Origin of the sequence: Paractinoplanes ovalisporus, assembly GCF_016834655.1 — a bacterium.
In the GTDB taxonomy this organism is placed as follows: domain Bacteria; phylum Actinomycetota; class Actinomycetes; order Mycobacteriales; family Micromonosporaceae; genus Actinoplanes; species Actinoplanes ovalisporus.
This window is the reverse complement of record NZ_JAENHP010000001.1, coordinates 850,843-862,597: the sequence shown is the minus strand read 5'-3', so window position 1 is coordinate 862,597 and position 11,755 is coordinate 850,843. Positions and strand designations below refer to the sequence as shown.

The following is an 11,755-nucleotide window of genomic DNA, read 5'->3' as shown; positions in this document are numbered from 1 at the left end:
TGCCTCCCCTCGAATTGTCCACCTGGACAATTCACATTCTGTGGCCGCCGGGCTTCCCGCGTCCAGCCCGCAATGTAAATTCTGCGAAATGAACGCCCCCATCCGTGACCGCCTGCTCGACGCCGCCATCCACATCGCCGGCGCCGAGGGGCACGACAAGGTCACCTACCGGTCGGTCGCCGCGCTCGCCGGCACCTCGCACAGCCTGGTCCGGTTCTATTTCGGCACCCGCGAGGCCATGCTCACCGAGGCCTTCGAGCTGGCCGCCCGCCGGGACGCGGCCGAGGCCGACCTGCTCGCCGACAGTGTCGAGGCGTTCGGCGCCAACCTCGTGCGCCTGATCACCGAGGCCCGTGACCGGCAGCTTCTCCAGTACGACTTCCTGCTGCGGGCGGCCCGCGGCGACGGCGAGATGGGGCCGGTGGCCGAGCTCTACGACCACTACATCGCCCAGGTCGCCGGCACCCTGACCGCCCTGGGCATCGACGACCCGGGCGACGTGCGGGCCGCGCTCGTGTTCGCCGCGCTCGACGGGCTCGTGCTGCAACATCTCGTCCACGGGTCGGATGCGCGTACCGAGGAAACGCTTGTCGAACTGCGTGAAGTGCTGACCGGATGGAAACCGGCCCACTGAGCGGACCGGAACACGGAATCCGCACCGAAATACGTGTTTCGCTGAGGTCTGCGAAAAGGAAAGGACCTCACGCCATGCGCAATCCCCTGTTCGACGCCCTGACCGCGGACGAGATCCGCCGGGTCGCGTCGGTGGTCCGGAACGAGAAGATCGGCGGCGACCGGCCGGGCTTCAGCGCCGTCTTCACCGACGAGCCGGACAAGTACGCGCTGCGGGCCGGCGAGAAGGTCACCCGCCGGGCCCGGGCCATGATCCTCGACCGCGACACCGCCCGTACGTTCGACGTGGTCGTGGATCTCGAAGCCGACAAGCTGGTCTCGTCGACCGAGATCACCGACGGGTCGGCGCCGGTGCTGCTGGAGGAGTTCGAGCGGGCCCCCGAGCTGATCAAGCAGGACCCGCGCTACATCGAGGCCCTGGCCAAGCGGGGCATCACCGACCTGGGCCAGGTGCAGATCGACCCGTGGGGCGTGGGCAACATGGCCGACGTGCCGGTCGACGGCCGGCGGATGTGCGGCTCGGTTTCGTACTACCGCGAGTTCCCCGACGACAACGGCTACGCCCACCCGATCGAGGGCGTCATCGCGATCGTCGACCTCACCACCGGGCAGGTCGTCGACGTGCACGACTTCGGGGTGCGGCCGATGAACCCCGACCTGTGCAACTACACGGCCGACGCGAACCAGCCGATGCGTACGGACATCGCGCCTCTCGAGATCACCCAGCCCGAAGGGGTCGGCTTCACCCTGGACGGGCCCGAGCTCACCTGGCAGAAGTGGCGTTTCCGGATCGGCATGCACCCGCTCGAGGGGCTCGTGCTGCACGCCGTGGAATACCAGGACGGCGACGCCTACCGCTCGGTCATGCACCGGGGGTCGCTGTCCGAGATGGTGGTTCCGTACGGGGATCCGTCGTCCGAGCATTTCTGGCGCAGCGCTTTCGACGTCGGCGAGTTCGGGCTCGGCAAACTGGCCAACCCGCTGCGCCTCGGCTGCGACTGTCTCGGCGAGATCGTCTACATGGACGCGGTGCTCGCGGGCGAGGACGGCGAGCCGGCGACGATCCCGAACGCGATCTGCATCCACGAGGAGGACGACGGGATCCTCTGGAAGCACACCGACTGGGTCACCGGCAAGGTCGACGTGCGCCGCTCGCGCCGCCTGGTGGTCAGCTTCATCGCCACCGTCGGCAACTACCACTACGGCTTCTTCTGGTACTTCTACCAGGACGCCTCCATCCAGATGGAGATCAAGCTGCTCGGCATCGTGCAGACCCGCGCGGTCGAGCCCGGCGAGCCGACCCCGCACGGCACGCCGATCAGCACCAACCTGGTCGGCACGTACCACCAGCACCTGTTCTCGTTCCGCCTCGACATGGAGGTGGACGGCTGGGAGAACACCGTGGTGCAGAACGACGCGTACGCCGTACCGGTCGGACCGGAGAACCCGCACGGCAACGCCATCGGTGTGCGGAAGACCGTGATCGACCGGGAGAACGCGGGGGACTGGGTCACCAACACCCAGAGCTCGCGCAACTGGACGGTCGTGAACCGGGGGAAGACCAACGCGTGGGGTGTGCCGGTCGGCTACAAGTTCTTGCCGGGCTGGAGTTCGGCGACCATGCTGGCTCAGCCGCCGTCGTTGATCGCCCAGCGGGCCGGGTTCGCCACACGCAACATGTGGGTGACCCCGTACCGGGCCGACGAGATGCGCTCGGCCGGCGAATACCCGAACCAGAGCCGCTCGGGTGACGGGCTGCCCCGCTGGACCGCCGCCGACCGGCCGACCGAGGACACGGATGTGGTCATGTGGCACACGCTGGGCGTCACCCACATTCCGCGGGCCGAGGACTGGCCGGTGATGCCGGTCGAGAAGGCGGGTTTCCACCTGCTGCCGGTCAACTTCTTCGACAAGAACCCGGCCCTGGACGTCCCCGCATCGGAGCCGAAGCATTGCCACTGATCGCCCGGGCCGCCGCCGCTCTGTCGGTCGTCTGCCTCGTCGCGCACGCCGCGCTGGTCGCCACGACCGGCGCGGCGGCGGCCCCCATGCTGGCGCTGTCCATCGTCTGCGCCGTCTGCGCCCGCGACGGGTGGCGCGGCCGGATGACGGCCGGTGAGAGCGCGACCATGCTCGTTCTCAGCGTTCTCATGACGGCGCTCCACACCGGGCACGCGTCGCATCACGCCTTCGGGCAGGCGACGTTGGTGCTCGCTTACGGGCAGATCGGGCTCGCGCTAATTTCCGGACCACTGACCGGACCGGCCCATCGGACCAGCTCACAGCGTCTGCCACGGTGACCGGATGGCGACCACCACGGAAACACCAGGCGCGAAAGCGGCCGGCCTGGCCGGCGGCACGCTCGGCGCCGGCCACCTCGTCTTCATGGTGATGGCAGCGGTGGCCCCGGCCGCCGGCGCCGTCGCGCTCATCCCCCTGTCGATCGCGCTCGGCGTCGGCGTCGGCACCCCGGGCGTCTTCGTCATCGTCGCGCTGATCCTGCTGCTGTTCGCGGTCGGGTTCACGCGCATGGTCCCGTACGTGCGCAACGCCGGCGCCTTCTACGCCTTCATCACCAAGGGCCTCGGACGCCTGGCCGGCCTCCCCGCCGCGTACGTGGCCCTGACCGCCTATCTCTGCGTCGGCACCGCCACTCTGGGCGCCCTGGGCTTCTTCGCCAACCTCACCCTCGACCAGTTCTTCGGCGTGGATGTGCCGTGGTGGCTCTGCTGCCTGATCTCCATGTTGATCGTCGCCCTGCTCGGCTGGTTCCGGATCACGGTGGCGGCCGGTGTGCTCGGCGCCGCCCTGATCGCCGAGGGCGTGGCCGTGCTGGTCCTTGACGTCGCCATCCTGATCCGCCAGGGCGCGGGCGCCTTCACGCTCGACTCGTTCTCGCCGGGCACCGTGCTCACCACCGGCTCGCTCGGCGTCGCGCTCATCTACGGCTTCTCGTGCTTCCAGGGCTTCGAGGGCACCGCGATCTATGCCGAGGAGGCCCGCGACCCCGACCGTACGGTGCCCCGGGCCACCTATGGCGCGGTGCTCTGCGTCGGCCTGTTCTTCGTGCTCACCTCGTGGGCCCTGATCGCGGGCGGCGACATCTCGGCGGTGGCGGCCGACCCTGGCAACTACGCGTTCAACCTCAGCACCGAGTTCGTCGGCCAGTTGTGGACCGACCTGCTCCAGGTGCTGATCGTGACGAGCAGCTTCGCGGGCGTGCTGGCGTTCCACAACGCGGCCTCCCGCTACCTCTATGCCCTCTCGCGCGACGGGTTCATGCCGCGCGCGCTGGCCCGTACGCACCCCCGCTTCAAGTCGCCGACCGTCGCCGGACTCACCAGCTTCGCCGTCATGACCCTGGTGATGCTCGGGTTCGCCGTCGCCGGCCTCGACCCGCTGACCAACCTGGCCACCTCGCTGACCGGGGTCGGCGCGGTCGGCATCCTCGGCCTGATCACCACCACGTCGCTGGCCGTGCTGGTCTTCTTCCTGCGGCGTAAGCAGCACGGCTGGAAGTACACGGTCGCGCCGGCGCTGGCCACGCTGGGCGTCGGGACCGCGCTGGTGCTCGCGCTCTCCAACTACGAAGCCATCACCGGCACGACCTCCTCGGTGATCAACTCGCTGCCGTGGATCCACCTCGTCGTCATCGCCGTCGCGGTCGGTCTCGGCCTGTGGGCCCGTTCGCGGCAGCCCGCGCGCTACGAGTCGATGGGCGTCACCCGCGTCGATTGACGCATACTCAGATCATCTTTATATTGCCTCGCATGGCGAAGAAGGCGAAGGCGATGCGGGAGCCCACCTTCTGGATTCTCACCGCGCTGGTCAAGCAGGCCCGGCACGGCTACGGGATCATCCAGGAGGTGTCCGCTCTCTCCGAGGGCCAGGTCACGCTGCAGGCGGGCACGCTCTATGCGGCGCTCGACCGGCTGCACGCCGAGGGCCTGGTCGAGGTCGACCACGACGAGAAGGTCGACGGCCGCGACCGGCGTTACTACCGTCTGACCACCGGCGGCGTGGCTGCTCTGGAGGCCGAGACCGCGCGGCTCGAGCGCAACGTGCGCACGGCCGCGACCCAGCTCGCCACCCGGCCGGCGACGGCATGAGCCGCGGTTATCGCCTGCTGGTGCGGGCCTATCCGCCGGGCCGCCGCCGTGGCGAGCTGCTCGACACCCTGGCCGAGGCGGGCCGGGCCCGCCCGACCGTCCGCGAGGCGGTCAACCTGCTGCGGCACGGTCTCCGCGCCCGCCTGGGTCGCCCGGCCAGCCGCGGCGTGGTTGTGCTGGCGACGATGATCGCGCTGGTCACCGGCTTTGTCGGCGCGGCCGTGACGACCCGGATCGCGTGGGAGTTCGCCCCCGGCTATCCGTCCGGGGCGCGGCTCGAAGCGATCGAGGAGTCCCTGTTTCCCGGGCTCGACCCGAGTTCCGAGCGCGACGGTGACGGCTTGTTCCACGACGTCTCCGAGCGGAGCTTCGGCGAGGTGTTCCTGCGTGGCCACGACGAGGACTTCGCCTTCGCCACCGTATGGATCGGTCCCGACGGCGGCTTCGTCAAGGGTGACTACCCGGCCTGGACCGCGGCCGCCCAGCAGCGCCTGGTCTCCGAGGGCTGGCAGGTCAGCGACGCCGAGGTCACCGGCGCGACCTGGATCGCCACCGGCGAGATCGACGACAGCGGCCGCCGGTTCACCGCCACCCGCGACGGCCTGGCCCTGACCGTGCAGACCGAGACCGACGTCGTCGACACCCCGGCCGGCTCGTTCTATGCCACCGCCGAGCTCGACCGCCTCACCCCCGGCTGGATCACCGCCGCCGGCGTGCTCGGGATGCTGGTGGGCGGGCTGATCGGCTGGCTGATCACCGGCTGGGCCTCGCGCCGCACCCAGGAGTCGAGTGGCCCGGTCCGCTCGCTCACCCGCGAACCGGCCGTGCTCGCGCTCGTCCTGCTGCTGCCGCAGGCGCTGCTCGGGCTTCCCGCGATGGTCTTCCAGCAGGTCTCCGGCGGTCCGCCCGTCCAGCCGTTCTGGTCGCTGTCCCTCACGTACGGCTTCGGCTGCGGCTTCCTGGGCTTCGTGCTCTTCGCGGTCGCCCTGATCACCGCGGCCGTCGCCGGTCGTCCGGCCCGGGTGGAGGTCTCGGCGTGAAGATCGTGCTCGCCCTGCTCGGCGCCGTCCTCTTCGGACTTCCCGCCGCCCTGCTCGGCCGTGGCGTCGCCGAGGCCGGGCAACCCGACCCGGATCCCGCCGCGACCGTAGCCGTCCTCTATCCCGGGCAGGCCATCGCCGTGGAGAAGGACCCGTTCCGGGCCGACCAGGCGGCGTGGCTGCGCTTCATGATGGACCGCCGCGACGGCGCCCCGATGGCCGCGCCCAGCCCGAACGCGCCCCTCGACACCACCACCGCCCGGGCCCGGGTCGAGGCCGAGGGCTGGCAGACATCGGACGGCCCGCCCGACACGTACGCGTTCTCGGCCACCCGGGGCGAGGTGCGGCTCGACGTCTACAGCGACTTCACCACCGTGCACAAGCAGGCCGCCTGGTGGGTCATCGCGCTGACAATCGTGGCCGGTCTGGCCGGGGCGGTGCTGGGGGCCTGGCTGACCCTCTCGGCGCGACGGCTGGCCCGGCACAAGACACCCCGTTCCCGTACGGTGATCCGCGAAACCGCCGTGGTCGGCGTGGCCCTGCTGGTCCCGTTGCTGGTGCAGACGGCCCTCAATCTGTTCGGCGTCGTCGACCTGACGCTGCCCTATTCGGCCCAGCTCCTCGTCGAACTGGCTCGCTGGCCCGCCGTCCTGGGCATCCTGCTGCTGGCCGCCACCCTGCTGACGCTGCGCGTGGCCGACGTGAAGACGCCCGCGAGCCGTGCGTAGGGTATCCGCGAGCCGTGCATGAGACGCCTGCATGAGTCATCAAGATCCGGGTATAGGGCCACCCGCCCGGAGGACGTCAGGACGCGGGCTGCGAAGTATCCTGCGGAGGGATCGACGCAGCGCGGTACGGACGGAGCCGGGCCTGGTGTGCGGTTGACGAAGCGGGAGAGCTCGGTTCATGGATCGGGAGGAGCCGGACGCCGGCGCTGAGGTTTTCGCCGGCGGGGGCGAGGTCGGTCGCGACCTCATGGCGGTGGCGTGGGACCAGACTCCGCTGGGGCCGCCCGCGCAGTGGCCGCAGAGTCTGCGCACCGCGGTCAGCATCCTGCTGTCGTCGCGGTTCCCGATGTGGATGGCCTGGGGCCCGCAGCTCACCTTCTTCTGCAACGCCGCCTATCGCGACGACACCCTCGGCAGCAAATATCCGTGGGCGCTGGGCCGTCCGGCCAGCGAGGTCTGGGCCGAGATCTGGGACGACATCGGCCCGCGCATCCTCAGCGTGCTCGCCACCGGCCACGCGACCTGGGACCAGGGTCTGCTGCTCTTCCTCGAACGCTCCGGCTACCGCGAGGAGACCTACCACACGTTCTCCTACAGCCCGCTGCGCGACGACGACGGCGACCTGGTCGGCATGCTCTGTGTGGTCAGCGAGGACACCGTACGGGTGATCGGCGAACGCCGGATGGCCACCCTGCGCGACCTGGGCTCCGACCCGACGGTCGTGCGCACCGAGGAGCAGGCCCTCGCGTTCGCCGGCGCCCAGCTCGAGCGCAACCAGCACGACCTGCCCTTCACACTGACCTATCTCTTCGACCCTTCCGGTTCCCGGCTGGCCGGGGCGACCGGGATCATCGACGGGCACCCGGTGGCCGACCCGGCGCGCTGGCCCACCGAGGCGGTCATGCGGGGCGAGTCCGAGCTGGTGCCGCTGACCGGTGACCTGCCATCCGGCGACTGGCACGAGCCCCCGACCGAGGCCTTGCTGGTGCCGTTGCTGCAACAGGGCGGCATCCCGTACGGCTTCCTGGTCGCCGGGCTCAACCGGTTCCGCGCCCTCGACGACGTCTATCGCGGGTTCGTCGATCTGGTCGCCGGCCACATCGCGGCCGCCATCGGCAGCGCCCGCAGTTATCAGGCCCAGCAGCGCCGGGCCGAGGAGCTGGCCGAGCTCGACCGGGCCAAGACGGCGTTCTTCTCCAACATCAGCCACGAGTTCCGCACCCCGTTGACCCTCATCATGGGCCCGGTCGAAGAGCTGCGCGGCCGCCCCGACATCACCGACGGCGGGGTGCGGGCCGAACTCGACGTCATCCACCGCAACGGGCTGCGGCTGGGCAAGCTGGTCACCACGCTGCTCGACTTCTCGCGCATCGAGGCCGGCCGCATGCAGGCCCGCTTCGAACCGCTCGACCTCGGCGCCACCACGGCCGAACTGGCCAGCGTGTTCCGGTCCGCGATCGAGCGCGCCGAGTTGAGCTTCGAGGTCGACTGCCCGCCGCTGCCCGGGGTCTACCTCGACCGCGGCCTGTGGGAGAAGATCGTTCTCAACCTGCTCAGCAACGCGCTCAAGTTCACCTTCACCGGGGGAGTGCGGGTTTCCGTACGGCCCGAGGGTGACGACGCCGTGGTCACCGTGGCCGACACCGGGGTCGGGGTGCCCGAGCCCGAGATGCCGAAACTGTTCGAACGCTTCCACCGCATCGAGAACGCCCGTTCCCGGTCCAACGAGGGCAGCGGCATCGGCCTGGCCCTGGTCAAGGAACTCGTCGAGCTGCACGGCGGCACGATCACCGCGACCAGCGTGCTGGGTGCAGGAACGACGTTCACCATCCGGTTGCGGGCCGGCGCCGGTCACCTGCCTCCCGAGTCGGTGACCACCGAGGCCGGCGCGGTGACGGTGTCGTCCACGGCCGACCCGTTCGTCGAGGAGGCGCTGCGCTGGCTGCCGGGCGGGCCCGAGGAGCCGATCCCGGACCGCTCCGAGAAACCGGCCACGGTGCTGATCGCCGACGACAACGCCGACATGCGCGACTACCTGACCCGGTTGCTGCGCTCGGCCGGCCACGAGGTGCAGGCGGTCCCGGACGGGCAGGCCGCGCTCGAGGCGGCCCGGCTGCGCAACCCGGACCTGATCGTCAGCGACGTCATGATGCCCCGCCTCGACGGGCTCCAGCTCGTGGCGGCTCTACGGGCGGATTCCCGTACGGCGGGAACTCCGGTCTTGTTGTTGTCGGCCCGCGCCGGGCAGGAGGCGTCGATCGAGGGGCTGGAGGCCGGAGCCGACGACTACCTGGTCAAGCCGTTCTCGTCGGCCGAGCTGCTGGCCCGGGTCCGCGCCAACGTGGAGCTGTCGCGGCTGCGCAACCACCACGCCCGATGGCGCACGGCGATGATCGACTCGTTGCAGGAGGCGTTCTTCGTCTGCGACGAGGACGGCGCCGTCATCGAGATCAACTCGACGTTCGCGAGCGTCCTCGGTTATGGCCCCGAGGGGCTGCCCTATGCGCCGGTCCACCCGTGGTGGCCCGACCGGGAGTCCGACCCCGAGGGGTTCCAGCAGGTGCAGGACGCCTTCGGGCTGCTCATGGACCAGTCCGCGGGCAACTACACGATCCCGGTCAAGCACCGCGACGGCCACAAGCTGTGGGTGGCGGCGGCGTTCAACCAGGTCGAAGACCCGGATACCGGTCGCCGGGCCGTCGTCGGCACGTTCCGCGACGTCACCGCCGAGCACTACGCGGTGCAGCGCGAGAGCGCGCTGGCCGCCCTGAGCGTCCGGCTGTCGCAGGCCGAAAGCGTGCCCGGAGCCCTGACCGGGGTGTTGCCTGTCCTCGAGGAGCTGTGGCAGGCGACCCGGGTCTACGCGGTCGTCTTCAACGGCGGCGCCGACCCCACGGTGTTCACCACCGAACCGGAGGCCCGTTGGGACGCCCTGAGCGAGCGACGCCGCCGCGCCCTGACCACCCTGCGTGACAAGCCATTGCTGACCCCGGTCGCCGAGCAGGCCGGGGGAGCGGGCATCGCGCTGGAACACCCCGACGGCGCCATGGTCCTCTGGGTCGAGCTGGCCGAGAAGCGCCCGTTCACCGAGCAGGACCAGACCCTGCTGGCGTTGCTGGCCGGCCACCTCGGGCAGGGCCTGCACCGCATCCACCAGATCGACCAGCAGCGCGAGACGGCGCTCGCCCTGCAACGGGCCATCCTCGGCCCGGCTCAGCTGCCCGCCGGTTTCGCCGTCCGCTACTCGCCCGCGACCCGGCCGCTGAAGGTCGGCGGCGACTGGTACGACACGGTCACCCTGGCCGACGGCCGGATCGGGATCGTGGTCGGCGACTGCGTCGGGCACGGACTGCGGGCAGCCACGGTGATGGGCCAGCTGCGCTCCGCCTGCCGCGCCCTGCTGCTGCAGAACACCGACCCCGCCCAGACCCTGACCGCGCTCGACCGGTTCGCCGCCCAGCTGCCGGGCGCGATGTGCGCCACGGTCTTCTGCGGCGTGCTCGACCCGGCGAGCGGGGAACTGACGTACGCCAGCGCCGGCCACCCACCGGCCGTCGTGACCCACGCCGACGGCGCGACCGACCTGCTCGACCAGGGGCGGTCACGGCCCCTGGGCGTACGGGCGGAGACCGAACGACCCGAGGCCCACTACACCGTCCCGGTGCGGGCCACGCTGCTGCTCTACACCGACGGCCTGGTCGAACGCCGCCGCCAGCCGCTGACCACCGGCATCCAGAGGGCGGCCACCGCCGTCCAGCAGGCCCGCTCGGCCGCCCTGGAAGACCTGGCGACGGTGGTCATGGACAGCATGGCCCCCGACAGCGGCTACGACGACGACGTGGCGCTGCTGCTCTACCGTCACCCCGGCCCGCTCGAGGTGGAGTTTCCGGCCGAGGCGACCCGCCTGGCCACGGTCCGCTCGATGCTGCGCGGCTGGCTGGCCCGCTGCGGCGTCGACTCCACCACCACCCAGAACGTGCTGGTCGCGGCCGGCGAGGCCTGCGCCAACGCCATCGAGCACGGCCACCGAGCCCTGCCCGGCGGCCTGATCCGCCTGCGGGCCGCGGCGACGGCTCACGACCTGCATCTGACCATCACCGACACCGGCGCCTGGAAAACCCCGCAGCCCGCCGCCGACCCCCACCGTGGCCGAGGCATGACCCTGATGCGCGCCCTGATGTCCGAGGTAACCGTGACAACCGGCGCCGCCGGAACCATTGTCGGCCTGCAAACAAGGATCCCGCGATGAGCACTCCGCTGACGCTGACGCCCGCCCGCACCCCCGACGGCGCCGTCCTGCTGACCGCCGTCGGCGAGATCGACATGAGCAACGCGGCCGCCTTGGCCACCGCCCTGACCGACACCGAGGACGCCGCCACGGTAACCGTCGACCTGACCGCAGTCGAATACATCGACAGCGCGGGCCTGGCGGCCCTGTTCCCGCACATCGACCGCTTGCGCCTGGTCTCCAACTCCCTGTTGGCGCCGGTCCTGTCGATCGCCGGCCTCGACGACATCACCACCATCCCCGACCAGCAGTAGCGTGTAATCTCCGGCCCGGTGCGACGCGGCACTGCCGGGGCGGCGCCGCTCTGCGGGCCGACGTCGTGGACGCGCGGATCCTGCTCGGCATCCACTTCCGTACGGCCGATACCGCGGCCCGCACCCTCAGGGTCGAGGTGGCCGACTGGGGGAGCCGGCACTACTTCAGGTCGCGGTGGTAGCGGGCCGGACCTACGTACTCGAGTTCAGGTCACGGTGGTAGCGGGCCAGGTCGACGTATTCGAGGGCGTTCGCGCGGATCGTGGACCGCTCGGCGTCGGTGACCGGGCGGCGGACCTTGCCGGGCATGCCGAGCACCAGTGAGCCCGGCGGTACGGCGAAGCCCTCGGGAACCAGCGCGCCGGCCCCGACGATCGAGCCGGCGCCGACGCGGGCGCCGTTCATGACGATCGCGCCCATGCCGATCAGCACGTCGTCCTCGACCGTGCACCCGTGCAGGACCGCGCGGTGACCGACGCTGACCCGCTCGCCCAGCAGTACGGGGTGGCCGGGGTCGGCGTGCACGACCACGCCGTCCTGCAGGTTCGTGCTGTCGCCGACCGTGATGCTGTCACGGTCGGCGCGCAGCACGGCGGTGTACCAGACGCTCGCGTTCTCGCCGAGCGTCACCTTGCCGAGCACGAACGCGCCCGGCGCCACCCACGCGGTCATCGGATATCCCTTTCGTGCCCGGTCATCGGGT

10 protein-coding genes are annotated in these 11,755 nt (G+C 70.9%); 9 read left to right on the top strand and 1 reads right to left on the bottom strand.

What is annotated here, in order from left to right; genetic code table 11:
• Window positions 1-88: 88 nt before the first annotated feature.
• The 9 genes from JIG36_RS03965 (at window position 89) to JIG36_RS03925 (ending at window position 11,052) form a co-directional block, all read left to right on the top strand.
• A complete protein-coding gene (locus tag JIG36_RS03965; RefSeq protein ID WP_203374578.1) occupies window positions 89-634 on the top strand; it encodes a TetR/AcrR family transcriptional regulator in 546 nt (181 codons plus the stop codon).
• Window positions 635-708: 74 nt separating this feature from the next.
• Entirely contained in the window at window positions 709-2,595 is a 1,887-nt protein-coding gene (locus JIG36_RS03960) for a primary-amine oxidase (RefSeq protein WP_203374577.1), read from the top strand.
• A complete protein-coding gene (locus JIG36_RS03955) occupies window positions 2,586-2,933 on the top strand; it encodes a hypothetical protein (protein WP_203374576.1) in 348 nt (115 codons plus the stop codon). The genes JIG36_RS03960 and JIG36_RS03955 overlap by 10 nt, the downstream gene beginning before the upstream one ends.
• A 4-nt stretch (window positions 2,934-2,937) precedes the next feature.
• Entirely contained in the window at window positions 2,938-4,371 is a 1,434-nt protein-coding gene (locus JIG36_RS03950; RefSeq protein ID WP_203374575.1) for an APC family permease, read from the top strand.
• 32 nt (window positions 4,372-4,403) lie between these two features.
• Entirely contained in the window at window positions 4,404-4,742 is a 339-nt protein-coding gene (locus JIG36_RS03945) for a PadR family transcriptional regulator (RefSeq protein WP_307872558.1), read from the top strand.
• Window positions 4,739-5,782: a hypothetical protein gene (locus JIG36_RS03940; protein ID WP_203374574.1), complete on the top strand. Its 1,044-nt coding sequence runs from the start codon at window positions 4,739-4,741 to the stop codon at window positions 5,780-5,782. The genes JIG36_RS03945 and JIG36_RS03940 overlap by 4 nt, the downstream gene beginning before the upstream one ends.
• Complete coding sequence (locus JIG36_RS03935; RefSeq protein ID WP_203374573.1) at window positions 5,779-6,510, top strand: hypothetical protein; 732 nt, start codon at window positions 5,779-5,781, stop codon at window positions 6,508-6,510. The genes JIG36_RS03940 and JIG36_RS03935 overlap by 4 nt, the downstream gene beginning before the upstream one ends.
• Window positions 6,511-6,688: 178 nt before the next feature.
• Entirely contained in the window at window positions 6,689-10,759 is a 4,071-nt protein-coding gene (locus tag JIG36_RS03930; protein ID WP_203374572.1) for a SpoIIE family protein phosphatase, read from the top strand.
• Window positions 10,756-11,052 (top strand): STAS domain-containing protein, encoded by a 297-nt coding sequence (locus tag JIG36_RS03925; RefSeq protein ID WP_203374571.1) that lies wholly within the window; start codon window positions 10,756-10,758, stop codon window positions 11,050-11,052. Before JIG36_RS03930 ends, JIG36_RS03925 begins: the two co-directional genes overlap by 4 nt.
• A 192-nt stretch (window positions 11,053-11,244) precedes the next feature.
• Here the strand turns inward: JIG36_RS03925 and JIG36_RS03920 are convergent, their stop codons facing one another.
• Window positions 11,245-11,724: a gamma carbonic anhydrase family protein gene (locus JIG36_RS03920; RefSeq protein WP_203374570.1), complete on the bottom strand. Its 480-nt coding sequence runs from the start codon at window positions 11,722-11,724 to the stop codon at window positions 11,245-11,247.
• Between the last annotated feature and the right edge of the window lie 31 nt (window positions 11,725-11,755).

Coding starts and splice junctions, on each gene's coding strand:
- JIG36_RS03965 (WP_203374578.1), top strand. CDS start 89: ATGAACGCCCCCATCCGTGACCGCCTGCTCGACGCCGCCATCCACATC.
- JIG36_RS03960 (WP_203374577.1), top strand. CDS start 709: ATGCGCAATCCCCTGTTCGACGCCCTGACCGCGGACGAGATCCGCCGG.
- JIG36_RS03950 (WP_203374575.1), top strand. CDS start 2,938: ATGGCGACCACCACGGAAACACCAGGCGCGAAAGCGGCCGGCCTGGCC.
- JIG36_RS03945 (WP_307872558.1), top strand. CDS start 4,404: ATGGCGAAGAAGGCGAAGGCGATGCGGGAGCCCACCTTCTGGATTCTC.
- JIG36_RS03940 (WP_203374574.1), top strand. CDS start 4,739: ATGAGCCGCGGTTATCGCCTGCTGGTGCGGGCCTATCCGCCGGGCCGC.
- JIG36_RS03930 (WP_203374572.1), top strand. CDS start 6,689: ATGGATCGGGAGGAGCCGGACGCCGGCGCTGAGGTTTTCGCCGGCGGG.
- JIG36_RS03925 (WP_203374571.1), top strand. CDS start 10,756: ATGAGCACTCCGCTGACGCTGACGCCCGCCCGCACCCCCGACGGCGCC.
- JIG36_RS03920 (WP_203374570.1), bottom strand. CDS start 11,724: ATGACCGCGTGGGTGGCGCCGGGCGCGTTCGTGCTCGGCAAGGTGACG.